Source organism: Streptomyces griseoluteus, from assembly GCF_004784465.1.
Lineage (GTDB): Bacteria > Actinomycetota > Actinomycetes > Streptomycetales > Streptomycetaceae > Streptomyces > Streptomyces griseoluteus.
Genome location: NZ_SRRU01000001.1, coordinates 1,085,587 through 1,108,338 on the forward strand (window position 1 = coordinate 1,085,587; position 22,752 = coordinate 1,108,338).

The 22,752-nt window shown below is 70.3% G+C and carries 19 protein-coding genes and 3 pseudogenes; 16 read left to right on the forward strand and 6 right to left on the reverse strand.

Annotated features, from left to right (window positions below; translation table 11 throughout):
* Position 1 precedes the first annotated feature (1 nt).
* Complete coding sequence (locus E5082_RS05040; RefSeq protein ID WP_161203079.1) at positions 2-520, reverse strand: Lrp/AsnC family transcriptional regulator; 519 nt, start codon at positions 518-520, stop codon at positions 2-4.
* Positions 521-727: 207 nt separating this feature from the next.
* On the opposite strand from E5082_RS05040, the gene E5082_RS05045 reads away from it, so the two are divergent.
* The 5 genes and pseudogenes from E5082_RS05045 to E5082_RS05065 all read left to right on the forward strand — a co-directional run bounded on the left by E5082_RS05045 (position 728) and on the right by E5082_RS05065 (position 6,656).
* Positions 728-2,176 carry a gamma-aminobutyraldehyde dehydrogenase gene (locus tag E5082_RS05045; RefSeq protein WP_135790019.1) on the forward strand — a complete coding sequence of 483 codons (1,449 nt, stop codon included), beginning with the start codon at positions 728-730 and terminating at the stop codon, positions 2,174-2,176.
* A gap of 91 nt (positions 2,177-2,267) precedes the next feature.
* Positions 2,268-3,342, forward strand: a pseudogene (locus E5082_RS05050) (polyamine ABC transporter substrate-binding protein).
* Positions 3,343-3,377: 35 nt separating this feature from the next.
* Entirely contained in the window at positions 3,378-3,821 is a 444-nt protein-coding gene (locus E5082_RS05055) for a helix-turn-helix transcriptional regulator (RefSeq protein ID WP_135790020.1), read from the forward strand.
* A 10-nt stretch (positions 3,822-3,831) separates the two neighbouring features.
* Complete coding sequence (locus tag E5082_RS05060) at positions 3,832-4,242, forward strand: VOC family protein (protein ID WP_167387964.1); 411 nt, start codon at positions 3,832-3,834, stop codon at positions 4,240-4,242.
* Between the two features lie 47 nt (positions 4,243-4,289).
* Positions 4,290-6,656 carry an ATP-binding cassette domain-containing protein gene (locus tag E5082_RS05065; protein ID WP_135790021.1) on the forward strand — a complete coding sequence of 789 codons (2,367 nt, stop codon included), beginning with the start codon at positions 4,290-4,292 and terminating at the stop codon, positions 6,654-6,656.
* Positions 6,657-6,746: 90 nt separating this feature from the next.
* Here the strand turns inward: E5082_RS05065 and E5082_RS05070 are convergent, their stop codons facing one another.
* The gene (locus E5082_RS05070) at positions 6,747-7,400 is read right to left on the reverse strand and encodes a DUF305 domain-containing protein (RefSeq protein WP_135790022.1); all 654 of its coding nucleotides are present in this window, start codon (positions 7,398-7,400) and stop codon (positions 6,747-6,749) included.
* A 177-nt stretch (positions 7,401-7,577) separates the two neighbouring features.
* On the opposite strand from E5082_RS05070, the gene E5082_RS05075 reads away from it, so the two are divergent.
* Positions 7,578-9,080, forward strand: coding sequence for an LVIVD repeat-containing protein (locus E5082_RS05075; protein WP_135790023.1), 1,503 nt, complete (start codon positions 7,578-7,580; stop codon positions 9,078-9,080).
* 100 nt (positions 9,081-9,180) lie between these two features.
* Here E5082_RS05075 and E5082_RS05080 read toward each other — a convergent pair whose 3' ends face one another.
* The 3 genes from E5082_RS05080 to E5082_RS05090 form a co-directional block, all read right to left on the reverse strand.
* A complete protein-coding gene (locus E5082_RS05080) occupies positions 9,181-9,543 on the reverse strand; it encodes a DUF5335 family protein (RefSeq protein WP_135790024.1) in 363 nt (120 codons plus the stop codon).
* Positions 9,544-9,692: 149 nt separating this feature from the next.
* Positions 9,693-10,400 (reverse strand): glycerophosphodiester phosphodiesterase, encoded by a 708-nt coding sequence (locus E5082_RS05085; RefSeq protein ID WP_135790025.1) that lies wholly within the window; start codon positions 10,398-10,400, stop codon positions 9,693-9,695.
* Positions 10,401-10,630: 230 nt separating this feature from the next.
* A complete protein-coding gene (locus E5082_RS05090) occupies positions 10,631-11,680 on the reverse strand; it encodes an adenosine deaminase (RefSeq protein WP_229918958.1) in 1,050 nt (349 codons plus the stop codon).
* A 145-nt stretch (positions 11,681-11,825) separates the two neighbouring features.
* Here E5082_RS05090 and E5082_RS05095 point away from each other — a divergent pair, with 145 nt between their 5' ends.
* Positions 11,826-12,551, forward strand: coding sequence for a DUF4190 domain-containing protein (locus tag E5082_RS05095; protein ID WP_229918959.1), 726 nt, complete (start codon positions 11,826-11,828; stop codon positions 12,549-12,551).
* On the opposite strand, the gene E5082_RS05100 is transcribed toward E5082_RS05095, so the two are convergent.
* On the reverse strand, positions 12,537-13,100 hold the full coding sequence (locus tag E5082_RS05100) for an NADAR family protein (RefSeq protein WP_135790027.1): 564 nt from the start codon (positions 13,098-13,100) through the stop codon (positions 12,537-12,539). The genes E5082_RS05095 and E5082_RS05100 overlap by 15 nt on opposite strands.
* 207 nt (positions 13,101-13,307) lie before the next feature.
* Here E5082_RS05100 and E5082_RS05105 point away from each other — a divergent pair, with 207 nt between their 5' ends.
* The 9 genes and pseudogenes from E5082_RS05105 to E5082_RS05140 form a co-directional block, all read left to right on the forward strand.
* Entirely contained in the window at positions 13,308-14,846 is a 1,539-nt protein-coding gene (locus E5082_RS05105) for a gamma-aminobutyraldehyde dehydrogenase (RefSeq protein WP_135790028.1), read from the forward strand.
* Positions 14,847-14,880: 34 nt separating this feature from the next.
* A complete protein-coding gene (locus tag E5082_RS05110; protein ID WP_135790029.1) occupies positions 14,881-16,128 on the forward strand; it encodes a polyamine ABC transporter substrate-binding protein in 1,248 nt (415 codons plus the stop codon).
* Between the two features lie 5 nt (positions 16,129-16,133).
* Complete coding sequence (locus tag E5082_RS05115; protein ID WP_190045375.1) at positions 16,134-17,285, forward strand: ABC transporter ATP-binding protein; 1,152 nt, start codon at positions 16,134-16,136, stop codon at positions 17,283-17,285.
* Positions 17,285-18,211, forward strand: a complete 927-nt coding sequence (locus E5082_RS05120; RefSeq protein WP_135790031.1) for an ABC transporter permease — start codon at positions 17,285-17,287, stop codon at positions 18,209-18,211. The genes E5082_RS05115 and E5082_RS05120 overlap by 1 nt, the downstream gene beginning before the upstream one ends.
* Position 18,212: 1 nt before the next feature.
* The gene (locus E5082_RS05125) at positions 18,213-19,013 is read left to right on the forward strand and encodes an ABC transporter permease (RefSeq protein WP_135790032.1); all 801 of its coding nucleotides are present in this window, start codon (positions 18,213-18,215) and stop codon (positions 19,011-19,013) included.
* A gap of 22 nt (positions 19,014-19,035) precedes the next feature.
* Entirely contained in the window at positions 19,036-20,466 is a 1,431-nt protein-coding gene (locus E5082_RS05130; RefSeq protein ID WP_135790033.1) for an NAD(P)/FAD-dependent oxidoreductase, read from the forward strand.
* Positions 20,467-20,592: 126 nt separating this feature from the next.
* Entirely contained in the window at positions 20,593-21,054 is a 462-nt protein-coding gene (locus E5082_RS05135) for a hypothetical protein (RefSeq protein WP_135790034.1), read from the forward strand.
* 171 nt (positions 21,055-21,225) lie between these two features.
* Positions 21,226-21,417, forward strand: a pseudogene (locus tag E5082_RS32805) (chitinase); the annotation flags it as partial.
* Positions 21,418-21,667: 250 nt separating this feature from the next.
* Positions 21,668-22,429: pseudogene (locus E5082_RS05140) on the forward strand (fibronectin type III domain-containing protein); the annotation flags it as partial.
* Positions 22,430-22,752: the final 323 nt, after the last annotated feature.

Sequence of the window (22,752 nt, forward strand, 5' to 3'; positions counted from 1 at the left end):
GTTATCGGGTTCCCCACATATAGGTCTGCTTCTTGAGCTTGAGATAGACGAAGCTCTCGGTGGAGCGGACACCGGGCAGGGCCCGGATACGCCGGTTGATCACGTCCAGCAGGTGGTCGTCGTCCTCGCAGACGATCTCGGCGAGGACGTCGAAGGAGCCCGCGGTCATCACCACGTACTCGACCTCCGACATGGCACTCAGCGCGTCCGCGACGCCGTCCACGTCGCCCTCGACATGCACCCCGACCATCGCCTGGCGGCGGAAGCCCACGGTGAGCGGGTCGGTGACCGCCACGATCTGCATCACGCCCTGGTCGAGCAGCTTCTGCACCCGCTGGCGCACCGCCGCCTCGGAGAGGCCGACCGCCTTGCCGATCGCGGCGTACGGCCTGCGGCCGTCCTCCTGGAGCTGCTCGATGATGGCGAGGGATACGGCGTCCAACTGCGGAGTGCCGCTCCTGGACTCGCGGGCGGAGTCCCTGTGTTCTGTGCTTCGACTGGCCACGCCCTCACTGTGCACGACACCTCGACAGTTTCGCAAGGCTCGATCGATGAAATTCGTTGTTTACGAGCTTGCAGTGTGCGGATTTCGCAGGACGCGGGGTGGCGGGGGTGTTGAAAACGCGGTTGTCCCGACTAGGGTTGGGTTGTCTCAGCCACCGGACAGCCATGCGGCGCTCCGGGGCGGGGACAGCTCGAACCCTCGAACCAGATCAGGAGGCCGGCAGTGAGCACCGAGCCGCGTGGGCTGCGCAAACTCCGGAACTATGTCGCCGGTGAGTTCCGGGACGCCGCCGATGGACGGACCACCGAGGTGGTCAACCCCGCCACCGGTGAGGTGTACGCGACCGCGCCGCTGTCCGGGCAGGCGGACGTGGACGCCGCCATGGACGCGGCCGCCAAGGCGTTCCCGGCCTGGCGCGACACCACCCCCGCCGAGCGGCAGAAGGCCCTGCTGAAGATCGCCGACGCGTTCGAGGAGCGGGCCGAGGAACTCATCGCGGCCGAGGTGGAGAACACGGGCAAGCCCGTCGGGCTCACCCGCTCCGAGGAGATCCCGCCGATGGTCGACCAGATCCGCTTCTTCGCGGGCGCGGCCCGGATGCTGGAGGGGCGCTCGGCCGGCGAGTACATGGACGGCCTGACCTCGATCATCCGCCGCGAGCCGATCGGCGTCTGCGCGCAGGTCGCGCCGTGGAACTACCCGATGATGATGGCCGTGTGGAAGTTCGCCCCGGCGCTCGCCGCGGGCAACACGGTCGTCCTCAAGCCCTCGGACACCACCCCGGCCTCCACCGTCCTCATCGCCGAGATCATCGGCTCGGTCCTGCCGGCGGGCGTCTTCAACGTCATCTGCGGCGACCGCGACACCGGCCGCATGATGGTCGAGCACCCGACCCCGGCGATGGCCTCCATCACCGGCTCGGTGCGCGCGGGCATGTCGGTCGCCGAGTCGGCCTCCAAGGACCTCAAGCGGGTCCACCTGGAGCTGGGCGGCAAGGCACCGGTCGTCGTCTTCGAGGACACCGACATCCCCAAGGCCGTCGAGGACATCTCGGTGGCGGGCTTCTTCAACGCCGGCCAGGACTGTACGGCCGCGACGCGTGTCCTCGTCCAGGAGTCCATCCACGACGAGTTCGTGGCCGCGCTCGCCAAGGCCGCGTCCGAGACGAAGACGGGGCAGCCGGACGACGAGGACGTGCTCTACGGCCCGCTGAACAACCCGAACCAGCTCAAGCAGGTCGCCGGCTTCATCGAGCGGCTGCCCGCGCACGCCAAGGTCGAGTCGGGCGGCCACCAGGTCGGTGACAAGGGGTACTTCTACGCCCCGACCGTGGTCTCCGGCCTGAAGCAGGACGACGAGATCATCCAGAACGAGGTGTTCGGGCCGGTCATCACCGTGCAGTCCTTCACCGACGAGGACCAGGCCGTCGAGTGGGCCAACGGCGTCGACTACGCGCTGGCGTCCTCGGTGTGGACCAAGGACCACGGGCGCGCCATGCGCATGTCCAAGAAGCTGGACTTCGGCTGCGTGTGGATCAACACCCACATCCCGCTGGTCGCGGAGATGCCGCACGGCGGCTTCAAGAAGTCGGGTTACGGCAAGGACCTGTCGGCGTACGGGTTCGACGACTACACGCGGATCAAGCACGTGATGACGTCGCTGGACTCCTGACCAGGCCGGATTGTTCCCGCGGGAGACGGGGCGGCACACTTTCCGGGTGCTTCACACCTCTGTTCGTGGTTCCGCCCCCTCCCGCCGGTCCGTGCTGCGGGCTCTCGGGGGCACCGCCGCGCTCGGCGCGCTCGCCGGGTGCGGGGTGCCCTCGGCGTACGTCCGTCCCGGCGACCGCTCCGCCCCCGACCGGTCCGCCGCCGACCACCGGCTGACCTGGTCGAACTGGCCGTTCCGTCGACTACGTCGAGGAGATCAACGACAACGACGAGTTCTTCGGCAAGATCAGCCCGGCCCTGATGAACCACCGGCCCACCGGCCGGGACCTGATCGTCATCAGCGACTGGATGTGCGCGCGGTACGTCCGCCTCGGCTGGGTCCAGCGGATGGACCGGGCCGAGCAGCCGAACGTCGCGAAGTACCTGGACCCGCTGCTGCGCCGGCCCGCCTTCGACCCGGGCCGCACGTACACCGTCCCCTGGCAGTCCGGGATCACCGGCATCGCGTACGACCGGCGCCGGCTCGGCCGCTAGATCCGGCACGTGAAGGACCTCTGGGCGAGCGACCTCAAGGGCCGGGTGACGCTGCTGTCCGGGCTCGACGAGGCGTTCGCTCTGCTGATGCAGGGCAACGGCGTCGACATCACCCGCTGGACGGCCGCCGACTTCCACACCATGTGCGACGAGGTGGAACGCGAGGTCCGCCGGGGCCAGATCCGCCGCTTCACCGGCAACGACTACACCAAGGACCTGGTCAGCGGCGACGTCCTCGCCTGCCAGGCGTACTCCGGCGACGTCATCCAGCTCCAGGCCGACAACCCGCACATCCGCTTCGTCGTCCCCGAGGAGGGCGCCGAACTCTGGTCGGACTCCCTGATGATCCCCGACCGCGCCACCCACAAGACCAACGCCGAGCGCCTGATCGACTACTACTACACCCCCTCGGTGGCCGCCGAACTCGCCACCTGGGTCAACTACGTCTGCCCGGTTCCGGCAGCCCAGCACATCCTCGCCGACAGCCCCGACAGGGACACCGCCGCTCTCGCCGCGAACCCCCTGATCTTCCCCGACGGCCCGATGCGCAAGCGGCTCGCCATCGCCCGCGACATCAAGCCGACGGAACGACCGGAGTTCGCCCGCCGGTGGAACTCGATCGCGGGATTGTAGGGGGCCGGCGCCCCCTCCCATGGCACGCTTTCGGTATGACCAGCTCACCCGGTGACCCGCGCCGTCTGCGGGAGCTCAGGCTGTTGCGGCGGGTGCGGGATCGGATCGACCGGGAGTACGCGCGGCCCCTGGACGTGGAGGCGTTGGCACGCGGGGTGAACATGTCGGCCGGGCATCTCAGCCGGCAGTTCCGGGCCGCGTACGGGGAGTCGCCGTACAGCTATCTCATGACGCGGCGGATCGAGCGGGCGATGTCCTTGCTGCGGCGGGGAGATCTGAGTGTGACCGAGGTGTGCTTCGAGGTGGGGTGTTCCTCGCTCGGGACGTTCAGTACGCGGTTCAGCGAGCTGGTCGGGATGGCGCCGAGCGTGTACCGGATCGAGGCGGCGCGGGCGACGGAAGGGCTGCCGACCTGCGTGGTCAAGGTGGTGACCAGACCGGTCAGGAATCGAGAAGCGCGGGTCACGGGCCACGGCTAGCGTGACGGCCATGGACATCAGCATTCACGCCAGCTTCCTCCCGCAGGACGACCCCGAGGCGGCCCTCGCCTTCTACCGGGACACCCTCGGCTTCGAGCTGCGCAACGACGTGGGCCACAACAACCTGCGCTGGCTCACCGTGGGCCCCAAGGGCCAGCCGGACACGAACATCGTGCTGAGCCCGCCCGCCATGGACCCCGGCATCACCGACGACGAGCGGCGCGTCATCGCCGAGATGATGGCCAAGGGCACGTACGCAAGCATGGTGCTGGCCACCCCCGACCTGGACGGTACCTTCGACCGGCTGGTGGCGGCCGGTGCCGACATCGTCCAGGAGCCCGCCGACCAGCCGTACGGCATCCGGGACTGCGCGGTACGGGACCCGGCGGGCAACATGCTCCGCATCCAGGAGCACCGCTGAGCCTGCCCGCGTACAACAAGAAGCCAGTACGTGAAGATGGAGATGGGATGACCAAGGGCACGGACGTGCACGCCGCCGACAGTCACGAGATGATCCGGGTCCACGGCGCGCGGGTGAACAACCTGAAGGACGTCAGCGTCGAGATCCCCAAGCGCCGGCTGACGGTGTTCACCGGCGTCTCCGGCTCCGGCAAGAGCTCGCTGGTGTTCGGCACCATCGCCGCCGAATCGCAGCGGCTGATCAACGAGACGTACAGCGCGTTCGTCCAGGGCTTCATGCCGACGCTCGCCCGTCCCGAGGTGGACGTGCTCGACGGGCTGACCACCGCGATCATCGTGGACCAGCAGCGCCTCGGCGCCGACCCCCGCTCCACCGTCGGCACCGCCACCGACGCCAACGCCATGCTCCGCATCCTGTTCAGCCGGCTCGCCGCCCCGCACCTCGGCCCGCCCAGCGCGTATGCCTTCAACGTCGCGTCGGTGCAGGCCAGCGGCGCGATCAAGGTGGAGAAGGGGGCGCGCAGGGCGGAGAAGGTCACCTTCAGCCGTACCGGCGGGATGTGTCCGCGCTGCGAGGGCCGGGGCGCGGTCACCGACATCGACCTCACGCAGCTCTACGACGACTCCAAGTCGCTGCGCGAGGGCGCGCTCACCATCCCCGGTTACAGCGTGGACGGCTGGTACGGCCGTATCTACACCGGCTGCGGCTTCTTCGACCCGGACAAGCCGATCGCCAAGTTCACCAAGCGCGAGCTGCACGACCTGCTCCACAGGGAGCCCACCAAGATCAAGGTGGAGGGCATCAACCTCACGTACGAGGGCCTGATCCCGAAGATCCAGAAGTCGTTCCTCTCCAAGGACGTCGACTCGCTCCAGCCGCACGTCCGCGCCTTCGTGGAGCGGGCCGTCACCTTCACCGTCTGCCCCGACTGCGCGGGCACCCGGCTGAGCGAGGGCGCCCGTACCTCGACGATCGGCGGCGTGAGCATCGCCGACGCCTGCGCGATGCAGATCACCGACCTCGCCGAGTGGGTACGCGGGCTCGACGACCCCTCGGTCGCCCCGCTGCTCACCGCGCTGGGCCACAGCCTCGACTCGTTCGTGGAGATCGGCCTCGGCTACCTCTCCCTCGACCGCCCCTCGGGCACGCTGTCCGGCGGCGAGGCGCAGCGGGTGAAGATGATCCGCCACCTCGGCTCCTCGCTCACCGACGTCACGTACGTCTTCGACGAGCCCACCACCGGACTGCACCCGCACGACATCCAGCGGATGAACGGCCTGCTGCTGCGCCTGCGCGACAAGGGCAACACCGTGCTGGTCGTGGAGCACAAGCCGGAGACCATCGCCATCGCCGACCATGTGGTCGACCTCGGTCCGGGCGCCGGTACGGGGGGCGGCGCCGTCTGCTTCGAGGGCACGGTCGAGGGGCTGCGGGCCTCCGACACCGTCACCGGGCGCCACCTGGACGACCGGGCCTCGCTGAAGAAGAGCGTCCGTGAGGCCACCGGTGCGCTGAAGATCCGGGGCGCCGACGCCAACAACCTGCGCCGGGTCGACGTGGACATCCCGCTCGGGGTGCTGGTCGCGGTGACCGGGGTCGCCGGGTCCGGCAAGAGTTCGCTGGTGCACGGGTCGGTGCCCGAGGGGGAGGGGGTCGTCTCCGTCGACCAGGGGGCCATCCGGGGGTCGCGGCGGAGCAACCCCGCGACCTATACAGGGCTGTTGGACCCGATCCGCAAGGCGTTCGCCAAGGCCAACGGGGTCAAGCCCGCGTTGTTCAGCGCCAACTCCGAGGGCGCCTGCCCCACTTGCAACGGCGTCGGGGTCGTCTACACCGACCTCGCCATGATGGCGGGCGTCGCCACGACGTGCGAGGAGTGCGAGGGGCGGCGCTTCCAGGCGGCGGTGCTGGAGTACCGGCTCGGGGGCCGCGACATCAGCGAGGTGCTGGCGATGGCGGTCAGCGAGGCGGAGGCGTTCTTCGCGGAAGGCGAGGCGCGTATTCCGGCCGCGCACCGCATCCTGACCCGCCTCTCGGACGTGGGCCTCGGCTACCTCACCCTCGGCCAGCCGCTCACCACCCTCTCCGGCGGCGAACGCCAACGGCTCAAGCTGGCCACGCACATGGGGGAGAAGGGCGGTGTGTACGTCCTGGACGAGCCGACCGCCGGACTCCACCTCGCCGATGTGGAGCAACTCCTCGGTCTGCTGGACCGGTTGGTGGACTCCGGGAAGTCCGTCATCGTCGTGGAGCACCACCAGGCGGTGATGGCCCACGCGGACTGGATCATCGACCTGGGGCCCGGCGCGGGGCACGACGGCGGGCAGATCGTGTTCGAGGGGACGCCGGCTGAGCTGGTGGCGGACGGGTCGACGCTCACGGGGCGGCACTTGGCGGAGTACGTGGGGGCGTGAGGGGGTGCTGACCGGGGCCTCTGGCTGGGCTGGTCGTCCGGCCGTTCGTCCCGTCGTTCGCCCGGCCGCTCTCCTGGTCGTTGGCCCTGGTCAGAGCATGTCCCGCATCCGGACGATCTCGCTGGTCTGCTGGGCGATCACGTCGTCCGCCATCTCCTCGATCTGGATGTTGTTGCCCTGCGCCTTCACGTCGGTGGCCATGGTGATCGCGCCCTCGTGGTGGGCGATCATCAGCTTGAGGAAGAGCCGGTCGAACGCCTTGCCCCGGGCGGCGCGCAGTTCGGTGAGCTGGGCTTCGGTGGCCATGCCGGGCATGGTGCCGTGGTCGTGCGCCGTGCCGCCCTTGCCGTTCATGGCCAACCAGCCCTCCATGGCGCTGATTTCGGGGCCCTGGGCGGCGGAGATGCGTTCCGCGATGCGCTTGACCTGTGTGGACCGGGCTCTCTTCGGGGCGAGTCCGGTCATCTTCAGCGCCTGCGTGTGGTGGACGATCATCATGCGGGCGTAGGAACGGTCCGCCGCGTTGGGGGAGTTGTCGTCCTGGCGCTGCGCGGCGGCGTCCGCTGCGGACATCGTGCGGTTCGCCTCGCCGGGCTTGCCGGGGGCGATGACCGAAGGGCCGGTGCGTGCGGCGGACTTGGCGCCGGAATCGCCTCCGTTCGCGGAACCGGAGCAACCGCCGACCGCGAGTACGGCTGCGGCCGTGAGGAGGGCCGTGGTGAGGGAGGCGCGGCGGTGAGGCACGGAAGTCTCCTGCGTTCGTGGGGATGCGGGTACCGACCGTCCTAGCACTCTTCCGCCCGCGAATGACCGAGAACCTTCGGACGCGTCTCATTGCGCACTGTTGACCTGTCCATGACGCGGACGATACTGCGGGGGAGTGTGAGCCGCGCCCCCACGTCCGGCACCAGGGAGGAAGCAGTGACCCTGTCCCAAGATCCCCGAACCCGTCGCAGACGCCTGGGAGTTGCCGCCGCCGCGGCAGGTCTCCTGGCCGCGCTGCTCACCACCGCACCGGCTTCCGCCACCCCCGACCCCGGTGACAGCCCCGCCGCCGGACAGCGCGTCTCCCAGAGCGAGGCCGCCGAGGTGCGGGGCGCGATCGCGGACGGTGAGATACCGGGGCAGGACGAGATCGTCCACTCCGCCAACATCGAGCACCTCACCAACGTTCCCAAGGACGCTCTCCCCGGCTACAACACCGACCTCGCCTTCCAGGGCCGGTACGCCTACGCCGGCAACTACGACGGCTTCCGCATCTTCGACATCAGCAACCCGAAGGCGCCGAGGACGGTCGCCCAGGTGCTGTGCCCCGGCTCGCAGAACGACGTCTCCGTCAGCGGAAACCTGCTGTTCCTCTCCACCGACTCCTCGCGCAGCGACAACTCCTGCGCGAGCACCACCCAGCCCGCGACCGAGAAGTCGTCGTGGGAGGGCATGAAGATCTTCGACATCAGCGACAAGGCGAACCCGAAGTACGTCGCCGCCGTCGAGACCGCCTGCGGCTCCCACACCCACACGCTGGTGCCCGAGCGGAGAGACGTCTACATCTACGTCTCCTCGTACTCGCCCAGCGCCACCTTCCCCGACTGCCAGCCGCCGCACGACGGCATCTCGGTGATCAAGGTGCCGCGCAAGGCGCCCGAGAAGGCGGCCGTGGTCGGCTTCCCCGTCCTCTTCCCCGGTGAGGGCCCCGACGGCGGCGGCAACCCGGGCGCGCCCACCAACCCCGGCGTCTCCAAGACCACCGGCTGCCACGACCTGACCGTCCTGCCCTCCAAGGACCTCGCGGCGGGCGCCTGCATGGGCGACGGCATCCTGTTCTCCATCAAGGACCCCGAGCATCCGAAGGTCATCGACCGGGTCCAGGACAACGTCAACTTCGCGTTCTGGCACTCCGCGACGTTCAACCAGCGTGCGGACAAGGTCGTCTTCACCGACGAGCTGGGCGGCGGCGGGGCGGCCACCTGCAACGCGGCAATCGGCCCCGACCGCGGTGCCGACGGCATCTACGACATCACCGGCCGCGGCGACCACCGCAAGCTGGTCTTCCGCAGCTACTACAAGATCCCCCGCTACCAGGCCGACACCGAGAACTGCGTCGCCCACAACGGCTCCCTCATCCCCGTCAAGGGCCGTGACCTCATGGTCCAGGCGTGGTACCAGGGCGGCATCTCCGTCTGGGACTTCACCGACTCCGCCCACCCGCACGAGATCGCCTACTTCGAGCGCGGCCCGCTGACCACGGACACCCTCCAAGTAGCCGGCTCGTGGTCCGCGTACTACTACAACGGCTACATCTACTCGAACGACATCAGCAAGGGCTTCGACGTCCTGAAGCTGCACGACCGCCGCACGGACTCCGCCCGCCGGGTGCACCTGCCCGAGCTGAATGTGCAGACGCAGCCGGAGTACTTCGACTGAGCGGACCTGCTGGGTACCGGCGGCTTCCCGTGCACGGGGGAGCCGCCGATCAGCGACTGGGCCGAGTCGCCGGATCGCCGTTCGCCGTCGGTGTCCCTGGTCAGGACTCCGCGCCGGACTCCTTGGGGAAGAAGGTGATCAGCGTCGCGGTGCCGTCCTTGTCGACTGTCCGGACCGCCGGCTCGGGAACGTCCTGCGTGGCGACGTCGATCTCCCTGGGGTGCCACACCAGGTGCCGCAGGACGACGGGGTAGCGCGGCGACCGTCCGCCGACGGAGATGGCCACTACGTCGTCCTTCGGGTCGTACGAGATGGTGGCGAAGGGCAGCCGGTTGGCTTCGTACTGATGACCGACCTCGGGGTCCAGTACCTCGATGGTGACGAACTCCCCCTGGTGTTCCTCGTTCAGCTGGTTGAGGGCGGTCTCCCAGGTGCTGCGGTCGAGCGTTTCGGTGCCGGCCATCGTCGTTCCTCCTCCGGTGGCGATCTGCTCTCCCCACGAAGGTAGCCGCAGCCCTGAGCGACTGCCTCGGCCTGGCAGGTCGATCCGTGCGGCCCTGGTGGACCTGCCTGGACGAGTCCGTACCGAAGCCTCACGGGGCGGGCTCCGCTTCAGGAGAGCGGTGCTCCCGCCCCGCCTGCTTTCCGCAGGGCGGTAAGCGTGTCGATTCGGTTCGTGGTGATCGAGTCCGCGCCCAGTGCCAGCAGCTTCCGCATCGAGCGCCCCGTGTCCGGGGTCCAGACCGACAGGAGGTAGCCCTCTTTGTGGACTCGGGTGGCCAGGTCGCGGTCGACCAGCGAGAAGCGGTAGTTGAGGTAGCGGGGGCGCAGGGCGGCGAGGAGGGCCGGGCGGGGGCGGGCTGTGGTGGTCCAGCTGAGGGCCAGTTCGGCGGTGGGGGCGGCTGCGCGGAGGGTCAGGAGGGACTGGGCGCCCGCGGAGTAGTAGACGCGGTCTTCGGCGCCCGACTGGCGGACCACGTCCAGGACCCGGTCCGCCACCCGCGGGGTCACACCGCCGCACAGGTCAGCCATGACCCGCGTGCCCTCCGTTGCCGACAGGGCTTCCGCCAGGGTGGGGATGCCGCCCGCCGTCAGTTCCGTCACCTGGGCCGCCGTCAGCGCCGACAGGGGGCGGTCGACCTCCCACAGGCGCTTCAGGGTGTCGTCGTGCAGCAGGACGGGGACGCCGTCGCGGGTGAGGCGTACGTCGATCTCCACCGCGTCCGCGCCCCGGTCCAGCGCGGAGCGCAGCGAGGCGAGGGTGTTCTCACGGAAGCGGTAGGGGTCGCCCCGGTGTGCGACGGCGGTCCAGGTCTGCATGGTCGTCATTCTGGCAGCCGGTGCGGCGTCGGCGGGCGAAGCCCCACCTTGGCAGGCGGGGGCGGCCAGCAGGGCCGACGACGGTGCGGCGACCGGGCCGGCCGGCGAAGCCGTGGGGCGACGACCGGGGTTGGCCGGCCGGTCAGGGCCGCGCGGCCGCGCTCGGCGGCGGGGTCCCCTGGCCGTCCGGTTGGGGTCGGTCGGCGGGCCGGTCAAGGCCGGGCACGGCCTCAGCCCGCCAGCCACGCCTCCGTGTACGCGTCGATCTCCGACGAGATCCGCTCCTTCCCCGCCCTGTCCAGGAACGACGCCTCCACCGCGTTCTTCGCGAGGGCGGCCAGACCTCGCTCGTCCAGGTCGAGCAGGCGGGACGCGATCGCGTACTCCTTGTTCAGGTCCGTGCCGAACATCGGGGGGTCGTCGGAGTTGATGGTGACGAGGACGCCCGCGTCGGCGAACTGCTTCAAGGGGTGTTCGTCGAGGGTGCGGACGGCGCGGGTGGCGATGTTGGAGGTGGGGCAGACCTCGAGGGCGATGCGGTGTTCGGCCAGGTGGGCCAGGAGCTTCGGGTCCTGGGCGGAGCTGGTGCCGTGGCCGATGCGTTCCGCGCCCAGCGTGGTCAGTGCGTCCCAGACCGTCCGGGGGCCCGTGGTCTCGCCGGCGTGGGGGACCGAGTGGAGGCCGGCGGCCCGCGCGCGGTCGAAGTACGGCTTGAACTGCGGGCGGGGGACGCCGATCTCCGGGCCGCCGAGGCCGAAGGAGACGAGGCCCTCGGGGCGGACGCGGTCGTCCGTCGCCATCCGGGCCGTCTCCTCCGCCGCCACCAGCCCGGCCTCGCCGGGGATGTCGAAGCACCAGCGCAGCACGGTCCCGAAGTCGGCCTCGGCGGACTTGCGGGCGTCCTCGATCGCGTCCATGAAGGCGCGGTCCTCTATGCCGCGCCGCACGGAGGAGAACGGGGTGAGGGTCAGCTCCGCGTACCGCACCTGCTGCCGGGCCATGTCGCGCGCGATCTCGTACGTCAGCAGCCGGACGTCCTCCGGGGTGCGGACCAGGTCCACGACCGACAGGTACACCTGGATGAAGTGCGCGAAGTCGGTGAAGGAGAAGTAGTCCGCCAGCGCCTCGGGGTCGGTCGGGACCTGGGAGTCGCGGTGCCGGGCGGCCAGTTCCGAGACGATGCGGGGGGAGGCGGAGCCCACGTGGTGGACGTGCAGTTCGGCCTTGGGCAGTCCGGCGATGAAGTCGTGCGTATCGCGGGCGGCGCTGCGCTCGGTCAAGGGAGCCTCCCCAGGCTGGTCGGACGGTCGCAGACATCCTAGGGCGGGGCGGCAGACCCTACGGCCGCTCAGGGAAGGGGCAGCTCCGTACGGTCCGTGCGGCGGCTCTAACATGGGCTGACAAGCTACGTGGGGGGATGAGGACGTGACGGAGCAGACGCAGCCCGACGGCGGACGAGGCACGAGCGGGCAGGAACCGGGCTCCGACCCGTGGGCACCGCCCCAGGGACCCTCTCTGCAGAAGCACCAGCAGACCCCGCCCTCGGTCCACGACCAGGCGACCATGGCCGCCATGCCCGCCGTCGGCTCGGGCCCGCAGGCCGGCCCCATCGTGCCCCCGCAGCAGGGCGGCCCCACTGTCCCGCCCCCGCCCATCGGCCCGAACGGCCCCGGCGTCCCGCCCTACACCCCGGCCGGCTACGGCTACCCGAGCCACCCCGGCCCCCAGGGCTACCCGGGCGCGCAGGGCTACCCCGGCTACCCCCAGCCCCCGGCCTACGGCTGGCCCGGCGCCCCCATGGGCCCCGCCCCGCAGAACAACGCGGGCACCGCCGCCCTGGTGCTCGGCATCCTCTCCATCGTGCTGTTCTGTCTCTACGGAGTCGTCTCCCTGATCCTCGGTGTCGTCGCCGTGATCCTGGGCGTCCAGGGCCGCAGGCGTGCCGACCGGGGCGAGGCCACCAATCGCGGGCAGGCCCAGGCGGGCTTCGTGCTCGGCATCATCGGCATCATCGTGGGCGTGGCCACGCTGGCGCTCTTCATCGGCATCCTTGTGTTCGCCGCGAACAAGGAGGACAGCCGGCAGGACGACGACCCCTTCGGCTCCTCCTACAACTCCGCGCCGCAGATCCCCGCCTCACCCCGCCTCTGAACGCAGCCGGTCCCGAGCCTCCATCAGCGCGAAGCCCAGGAGGTTCGGCCCCTTCCAGCGGACCGGGTCCCACGCCGCTTCGTCCTGGACGCTGAGCCCGATCCCCCACACGCGGTCCACCGGGCTCGCCTCCACCAGCACCCGCTCGCCCGTGCCGAGCAGGAACTCGCGCAGGCCGGGATCGGCGGCGAACTTGTGCACGCTGCCCTCGACGACGATCCGGAACCGCTCCCGGCGCCATATCTCCTCGTCGAAGCCCCGGACCAGCCGCCCCGCCTTCTTCGCACCGGCCGGATGCCCCGCGGCCAGCACCAGCCGCTCGGCGTCCGGGTCGGCGAAGAGGCGTGCCTTGGCCGCCATCATCCAGTGCTCGGCGGTCGCGTACTCGACCCCGTCCACCATGAACGGCGCCGGCCACCACTGGCTCAGGCACCCCGCGCCCACGCTGCCGTCCCGCTGCGGGCGGTGCCCCCAGAAGTGCAGATACTTCACGGGCGCCCCCGCCCGGACCGCGCCGATCAGCGCTTCCACCCCGTCGATCTTCCCCATGCACGCGAGTGTGGCAGCCACCACTGACAACCCGTCCCTCCTTTTCCATCGCGACTCGACAGCCCGCCGACAGATTCCGTCGCGTAACCAAAAGGCAACAACGGAATCCCTTGTTGCACTCCTGCTCCTCTGTCAGGATCGGCACTCAAATCGAGCTGGAGCCACGCCACCCGGCCCCCGGAAGGGTGTCCGGCGGAGGAGAGCGACATGCACAAGCCGGGCACCGACACCCCGGAACGATTTCCGGCGCGCGACCGCTTCGCCGAGGGTGCGCAGTTCGTCGCGGGTCGCCCCGCGCCGGGCACCTCGGGCCGTACGCACGCGGTGACCGACCCCTCGACCGGCGAGGAGGTGTACCGCTACGAACTCGCCGGGGAGAGCGACGTCGACGCGGCCGTGGCCGCCGCGCGCGCCGCCTTCCCCGGCTGGGCCGCCGCGACGCCGGGCGAGCGCTCCGACGCGCTGAACCGTTTCGCCGCAGTGCTCGCGGACCGCGCCGAGGACTTCGCCCGCGCCGAGTCGCTCCAGTGCGGCAAGCCCCTGAAGCTGACCCGCGAGTTCGACGTCCCCGGCACCATCGACAACACCGCCTTCTTCGCGGGCGCCGCCCGGCAGCTCCAGGGGCAGTCGGCGGGGGAGTACTCCGGTGACCACACCTCGTACGTCCGCCGGGAGCCCATCGGGGTGGTCGGGTCGATCGCGCCCTGGAACTACCCGCTCCAGATGGCCGCGTGGAAGGTCCTCCCGGCCGTCGCCGCGGGCAACACCATCGTGCTCAAGCCCGCCGAGCTGACCCCCCTCACCTCGCTGCTGTTCGCGCGGGCCGCCGTCGACGCGGGCATCCCGGACGGCGTGATCAACATCGTCAGCGGCACCGGGCCCGGCGCGGGGGAGCGGCTGGTCGGGCATCCGGACGTGGCGATGACGTCGTTCACCGGGTCCACCGCCGTCGGCCGGAGGGTCGCGGAGATCGCCACGGCCACCGTCAAGCGGCTCCACCTGGAGCTGGGCGGCAAGGCGCCCTTCGTGGTCTTCGACGACGCCGACCTGGAGGCCGCCGCCAACGGCGCGGTCGCCGGCGCGCTCATCAACACCGGCCAGGACTGCACGGCCGCGACCCGCGCCTATGTGCAGCGCCCGCTGTACGAGGCGTTCGTGGAGCGGACCGCCGCGCTGATGGAGACCGTGCGGCTCGGCGACCCCTTCGCGCCCGGCACCGACCTCGGCCCGCTGGTCTCGCACGCCCACCGCGACCGCGTCGCCGGCTTCGTGGACCGGGCCCGCGCCTACGCGACCGTGGTCACCGGCGGCGAGGCCCCCGGCGGCGACCTCAGGAGCGGCGCCTACTACCGGCCGACCCTGGTCACCGGGGCCGCCCAGGACAGCGAGATCGTCCAGTCGGAGATCTTCGGGCCCGTCCTCGTCGTACTCCCCTTCGACACCGACGACGAGGGCCTGCGGCTGGCCAACGACACCCCGTACGGCCTCGCCGCCTCCGCGTGGACCGGCAACGTCTACCGAGCCCAGCGGGCCACCCGCGATCTGCGGGCCGGGTGCGTGTGGATCAACGACCACATCCCGATCATCAGCGAGATGCCGCACGGCGGATACAAGGCGTCCGGCTTCGGCAAGGACATGTCGGCGTACTCCTTCGAGGAGTACACGCAGGTCAAGCACGTCATGTTCGACAACACGGCGGTCGTCCGCAAGGACTGGCACCGCACGGTCTTCGGGGACCGCCACTAGGGCCCCGCCCGCTTTCCGAAAGGGCACCACGCGTATGGATCAGTACGAGCCCGGCCGCCTCACCCCGCCCCAGTTGGCCGCAGTGCGGCGCAGTCTGCGGAGCGGGCGGGCGGCGCTGACCCGCCGGTCGCTGCTGCGGGCGTCGGCCGGAGGCGTGCTCACGGCGGGGGGCCTGGGCGCCCTCAGCGCCTGTGGCATTCCGGCGGCCGGACGGACACCCGGCGGCACCGCGGCGGACGACCGCTCGGCCCGGGAGAAGACCGTCAACTTCTCCAACTGGACCGAGTACATCGACGTGGACGACAGCGGCAAGCGTCACCCCACGCTCGCCGCGTTCCAGCGGAAGACCGGGATCACGGTCCGGTACACCGAGGACATCAACGACAACAACGAGTTCTTCGGCAAGATCAAGCCGCAGCTCGCCGCGGGCCAGGAGACCGGCCGCGATCTGATCGTCCTCACCGACTGGCTGGCCGCCCGGCTGATCCGGCTCGGCTGGGTGCAGAAGCTGGACCCGGTGAACCTCCCGCACGCCTTCGCGGGCCTCTCGCCCCAGTTCCGCACCCCCGACTGGGACCCGGGCCGCGCCTACTCCTACCCCTGGCAGGCCATCTCCACGGTCATCGCCTACAACAAGAAGGCGCTGAACGGGATCGAGGTGAGATCCGTCTCCGACCTGCTCGACAATCCCAGGCTGAAGGGCCGGGTCGGCTTCCTCTCCGAGATGCGGGACAGCGTCGGGATGACCCTGCTCGACATGGGCAAGGACCCGGCCGACTTCACCGACGACGACTACGACGCGGCGATAGCCCGGCTGCAGAAGGCCGTCGACAAGGGGCAGATACGCCGGTTCACCGGCAACGACTACACCGCCGACCTCGCCAAGGGCGACTTCGCGGCCTGTGTCGCCTGGGCCGGTGACGTGGTCCAGCTCAAGGCGGACAGCCCCGATGTGGACTTCATCATTCCCGACAGCGGTTATGTCACCTCGACGGACAATATGCTGATCCCCAACAAGGCACGTCACAAGACGAATGCCGAGCGGCTGATCGACTTCTTCTACGAACCCGAGCAGGCCGCCGCGCTCGCCGCCTACATCAACTACGTCACTCCGGTCGACAACGTGAAGCCCTGGCTTGCGAAGATCGACCGGGACGCGGCGGACAATCCGCTGATCGTCCCCGACAAGGCCATGCAGGCGAAGTCCCACGCCTTCCGCTCCCTGAGCCAGAAGGAAGAGACGGCCTACGAAGAGAAGTTCGCGAAGCTCACAGGGGCGTGACGAGGATGAAGACGACGACAGACGGCAGCGGCGACGTCCGCCTCTCCGGCATCGGCAAGACGTACGGCTCCTTCACCGCCGTGCACCCGCTGGACCTCACCGTGCCCCAGGGCTCCTTCTTCGCGCTGCTCGGCGCCTCCGGCTGCGGCAAGACCACCACCCTGCGCATGATCGCCGGGCTGGAGGAGCCGACCTCCGGGACCGTGCACCTCGGTGACCTGGACGTCACCGGGCTGCCCCCGTACAAGCGGCCGGTCAACACGGTCTTCCAGTCCTACGCCCTCTTCCCGCACCTCGACATCTTCGAGAACGTCGCCTTCGGCCTGCGTCGGCGCGGCATCAAGAGCGTCAAGAAGCAGGTCGAGGAGATGCTGGAGCTGGTCCAGCTCGGGGAGCAGGCCCGCAAGAAGCCGCACCAGCTCTCCGGCGGCCAGCAGCAGCGCGTCGCGGTCGCCCGCGCCCTGATCAACCATCCCAAGGTGCTCCTGCTGGACGAGCCCCTCGGCGCCCTGGACCTCAAGCTGCGCCGCCAGATGCAGCTGGAGCTCAAGCGCATCCAGACCGAGGTCGGCATCACCTTCGTCCATGTCACGCACGACCAGGAGGAGGCCATGACCATGGCCGACACGGTCGCCGTGATGAACGCGGGCCGCGTGGAGCAGCTCGGCTCGCCCACCGAGCTGTACGAGAACCCGCGCACCACCTTCGTCGCCAACTTCCTCGGCACCTCCAACCTGATCGAGGCCGAGGTCGACTCCCGGAGCGGCGGCGACATCGTGCTGCGCGCCGGGGACGGCAAGCTGCTGCTGCCCGAGGCGCGATGTTCCGCGCCCGCCCCGGCCGGCGGCAAGCTGCTGGTCGGCATCCGCCCCGAGAAGATCGCGCTCACCCACGCCGATGACGCGGGTTCGGTGCCCGAGGGCCGCAACCGCCTGACCGGCACGGTCGCGGACGCAGGCTTCATCGGCGTCTCCACCCAGTACGTGATCGACAGCCCGGTCGCGGGCGCTCTCGCGGTGTACGCGCAGAACGTCGAGCGGGACACCCGTCTGGTGCCCGGCGCCGAGGTGGTCCTGCACTGGAACCCGGCGCACACCTTCGCGCTCGACGCCGCCCAGGACATCGACGCGGGCACCGAGGAAGAGGCGGCCGTCTGATGCCGACCCTCGCCGAGGCGGCCCCGCCGCTCGCCCCGCCGGAGCCCGCGCGGCCACCCCGCAGGCGCGGCCGGTTCACCCCGTACTGGCTGCTGCTGCCCGGCATCCTGTGGCTGATCGTGTTCTTCGCGCTGCCGCTGGTCTACCAGGCGTCGACCTCGGTGCAGACCGGGTCGCTGGAGCAGGGCTACAAGGTCACCTGGCACTTCGCCACCTACTGGCACGCGCTCGCCGAGTACTGGCCGCAGTTCGTCCGCTCGGTGCTCTACGCGGCCGCCGCGACCGTGCTCTGTCTGCTGCTGGGCTACCCGCTGGCGTATCTGATCGCGTTCCGCGCCGGGCGCTGGCGCAACCTGATCATGATCCTGGTGATCGCGCCGTTCTTCACCAGCTTCCTGATCCGCACCCTCGCCTGGAAGACGATCCTCGCGGACAACGGGCCCGTGGTGCACGCGCTGAACACCCTGCACGTGCTGGACGTGACCGGCTGGCTCGGCTGGACCGCGGGCGACCGGGTGCTGGCCACGCCGCTGGCGGTGGTGTGCGGACTGACGTACAACTTCCTGCCGTTCATGATCCTGCCGCTGTACAGCTCGCTGGAGCGGATCGACGTACGGCTGCACGAGGCGGCCGGTGACCTGTACGCCCGGCCCTGGACCACCTTCCGCAGGGTGACCTTCCCGCTGTCGATGCCCGGCGTGGTCTCCGGCACCCTGCTGACCTTCATCCCGGCGGCCGGCGACTACGTCAACGCCGAGCTGCTCGGCTCCACCGACACCCGCATGATCGGCAACGTCATCCAGACCCAGTTCCTGCGGGTGCTGGACTATCCGACGGCCGCCGCGCTCTCCTTCATCCTCATGGCCGCGATCCTCGCCGTGGTCACGATCTACATCCGCCGGGCCGGGACGGAGGACCTCGTCTGACATGGCCGTCTTCACCTGGCTCAAGCGCCGTCTCGTCGTCATTGCGGGACTGCTGACGCTCGCCTACCTGCTGCTGCCGAACATCGTCGTGACGGTGTTCTCCTTCAACAAGCCCAAGGGCCGCTTCAACTACGAGTGGCAGCACTTCTCCACCGACGCCTGGCAGGACCCGTGCGGGGTCGCCGACATGTGCGGCTCGCTCGGGCTCAGCCTCCAGATCGCCCTGTGGGCCACCATCGGCGCCACCGCGCTCGGGACGATGATCGCGTTCGCCCTGGTCCGGTACCGGTTCCGGGCGCGCGGCGCGGTCAACTCGCTGATCTTCCTGCCGATGGCGATGCCCGAGGTCGTCATGGCCGCCTCGCTGCTCACCCTGTTCCTCAACATGGGCGCCCAGCTCGGCTTCTGGACGATCCTGATCGCCCACATCATGTTCTGCCTGAGCTTCGTCGTCACCGCGGTCAAGGCGCGCGTGATGTCGATGGACCCGCGCCTGGAGGAGGCCGCCCGCGATCTCTACGCGGGACCGGTGCAGACCTTCTGGCGGGTCACCCTGCCCATCGCGGCACCCGGAATCGCCGCGGGCGCGCTGCTGTCCTTCGCGCTCTCCTTCGACGATTTCATCATCACCAATTTCAACGCGGGCTCGACCGTCACCTTCCCCATGTTCGTCTGGGGCTCGGCACAGCGCGGAACGCCCGTTCAGATCAATGTCATCGGGACGGCCATGTTCCTCGTCGCCGTACTGTTCGTGCTGGTCTCGATGCTCGTCACCCGTAGACGCGGTCACCAGAAGGCATAAAGCCCCGTAGGGAGTTGAAATCATGGCCCCTAGCGCCATGAGCCGTGGAAAAGACAACTGGATCGCTTCCCTCTCCGAAGCACAGCCGGTCCCCTACTGGCTGGAGGACCCCGGCAGGCCCCGCCCCGAGCCCGCGCTCACCGGCACCGACACCTGCGACCTCCTCGTGGTCGGCGGCGGCTACAGCGGACTGTGGACCGCGCTCAACGCCAAGGAGCGCGACCCCGGCCGGGACGTGGTGCTGCTGGAGGGGCGCGAGGTGGGCTGGGCCGCCTCGGGCCGCAACGGCGGGTTCTGCGCCGCCTCCCTCACCCACGGCCTGGCCAACGGCCTGGCCCGCTGGCCGGACGAGATCGGCAAGCTGCACGAACTCGGCGCCCGCAACCTGGACGGCATCGAGGACGCGCTCGCCCGGCACGGCATCGACTGCGACTTCGAGCGCACCGGCGAGATCGACGTGGCCACCGAGACCTACCAGGCGTGGGAGCTGCGCGACTGGCACCGGGAACTGGAGGACAAGGGCCTCGCGGACGGCATGGAGTTCCTCGACCGCGACGCCCTGCGCGCCGAGGTCGGCTCGCCCACCTTCGAGGCCGGCCTGTGGGACCGCCGCGGCGTGGCCCTGCTGCACCCCGCCAAACTGGCCTGGGGACTGAAGCGGGCCTGCCTCGCCCTCGGGGTCCGGGTGTACGAGCACACCCCGGCCCTGACCCTGAAGCAGTACGGCGCCGGGATGGAGGCCGGTACCCCGTACGGCACGGTCCGGGCCCGCAAGGTCGCGCTCGGCACCAACGTCTTCCCGAGCCTCCTGCGCCGGGTCCGCTCCTACACGGTGCCGGTCTACGACTACGCGCTGACGACCGAGCCGCTGAACGCCGAGCAGCTCGACTCGCTCGGCTGGAAGAACCGCCAGGGCCTCGGGGACGCGGCCAACCAGTTCCACTACTTCCGGCTGACCCCGGACAACCGGGTGCTGTGGGGCGGCTACGACGCGATCTACCCCTACGGGGGCCGGGTGCGCGCGGAGTACGACGACCGGCCGGAGACCTACGCCAAGCTGGCCGGGCACTTCTTCACCTGCTTCCCGCAGCTGGAGGGCGTCCGCTTCACCCACGCCTGGGGCGGCGCGATCGACACCTGCTCCCGCTTCTCGGCGTTCTTCGGCACCGGCCATCAGGGCCGGGTCGCCTACGCGGCGGGCTACACCGGGCTCGGTGTGGGGGCCACCCGCTTCGGCGCCGATGTGATGCTGGACCTGCTGGACGGCGCGGACACCGAGCGCACCCGGCTGGAGATGGTCCGCAAGAAGCCGCTGCCGTTCCCGCCCGAGCCGTTCGCCTGGACCGGGATCGCGCTGACCCGCTGGTCGCTGGCGCGGGCCGACGCGCAGGGCGGGCGGCGCAATCTGTGGCTGCGGACCATGGACCGGCTGGGGCTCGGCTTCGACAGTTAGCCCCCTGACCGCCTTGATGTGACCCAGATCACTCGGAAGAGGTCGGTGAACTCGCGTAATGCGGGCGGCCCGACCTCCCTCTCATTCGCAGACGCGCGTGTCCGCGAACGAGAGGGAGGCCTTTTCATGACAGGGGCGAAGACTGCGGTGGAGTGGCTGGCGTCCGTCGCGCCGGACCCGGACGCCTGCCGGTGGGAGTGGGAGCGCAGCCCGCGGGGGGTCGCGCTGCTGCCCGCCGGGAAGGCCTGGGACGTGCTCGTCCTGCCGGGGGAGCTGGGGTATCCGACGCTGGACGTGCTCACCCGCGTCCTCGATCAGCCCGGCCCGGTGCTGGTCGACTTCGGGGACAACCGGGTGGGTTTCTTCGTGCCGCCCGGCACCGCCGCCCGCTGGCTGGGCACCGGCATCCGCACCGCGGGGGCCGGCACCTGGATCGTCGTGCCCTACCCCGGCCGGGCGGCCCGGGGGGTGCGCTGGCTGGTGCCGCCGGACGGGTCGGGCACGCTCACCGACCCGGCGCTGCTGGAGCTGGCGATGCACGAGGCGGCGGCCGCGCTGGCGAGCGAGGGGGACGGGCGTCGCTCGTGACGCCCTGACGGCGCCTCTCGGCGGGGTCTCTTCTGCGGGTCTCTTCGGTGGGGAACTCCTTGACAACGGAATTGGTCTGGACCAAGTTGGGTGCACCCTCGACCTCCAACTCCCCCATGCCTGGAGGCATTTGTGGACCGTTCCCGACCCCTGGTCGCATTCCTCACGGTCATGGCCCTCGCCGTGCCCGGCAGTGCCGCGCTCTCGTCGGCCGCCCGTGCGGCCGACGCGGACGCCGCGGTCAACGGCGGCTTCGAATCCGGGCTCTCCCCCTGGACCTGCACCGCCGGCACCACCGTCACCTCCCCGGTGCACAGCGGCGCCTCGGCGCTCAGAGCCACCCCGGAGGGCAGCGACAACGCCCAGTGCGCCCAGACGGTGTCCGTGAGACCCAACTCCCAGTACACGCTGGCCGCGTGGGTGCCGCGGCTCCTACGTCTACCTCGGCGCGAGCGGCACCGGCACCACCGACGTCTCCACCTGGGCCCAGTCCGCGCCCGACTGGCAGAGGCTCGCCACCACCTTCACCACCGGCGCCGACACCACCAAGGTCACCGTCTACACCCACGGCTGGTACGGCACCGGCGCCTACTACGCCGACGACGTCTCCCTCATGGGCCCCGGCGGCGGCACCACCACACAGCCGCCCACCGTGCCGACCGGCCTGAAGACGGGCACCGTCACCGCCACCTCCGTCGCCCTGTCCTGGACCCCGGTGACCGGCGCGACCGGCTACGCGGTCTACCGGGACGGCGTCAAGGTCCAGAGCGGGAGCGGCACTTCGGCCACCGTGAGCGGCCTCAACCCCTCGACCGCGTACGCCTTCCAGGTCATTGCCACCAATGAGGCGGGGGAGTCCGCCCGGTCCGCCACGGTCACCGCGACCACTGAGGCCCGCGGCGGCGGAGGTTCCACGGAACTTCCCGCCCACGCGCTGGTCGGCTACCTCCACGCGAGCTTCGCCAACGGCTCCGGGTACACACGGATGGCCGACGTGCCCGACAGCTGGGACGTCATCGACCTGGCCTTCGGCGAGCCGACCTCGGTCACCTCCGGGGACATCCGCTTCAACCGCTGCCCGGTCTCGGAATGCCCCGGCGTCGAGAGCGACGCCGACTTCAAGGCCGCCATCAAGGCCAAGCAGGCCGCCGGCAAGAAGGTGCTGATCTCCATCGGCGGCCAGAACGGCCAGGTCCAGCTCACCACCACGGCCGCCCGCGACGCCTTCGTCTCGTCCGTCTCCAAGATCATCGACCAGTACGGGCTGGACGGCCTCGACATCGACTTCGAGGGTCACTCGCTCTCGCTGAACACCGGCGACACCGACTTCAGGAATCCGACCACCCCGGTGATCGTCAACCTGATCTCCGCGCTGAAGACCCTCAAGACCAAGTACGGCACCAAGTTCGTGCTCACCATGGCGCCGGAGACCTTCTTCGTGCAGAACGGCTACCAGTTCTACGGCAGCGGCAAGTGGGGCGGGCAGGACCCGCGCTGCGGCGCCTACCTCCCGGTCATCCACGCCCTGCGCGACGACCTCACCCTGCTGCACGTCCAGGACTACAATTCCGGCCCGATCATGGGTCTGGACAACCAGTACCACTCCATGGGCGGCGCCGACTTCCACATCGCCATGACCGACATGCTGCTCACCGGCTTCCCGGTCGCGGGCGACGCCGGCAACGTCTTCCCGCCGCT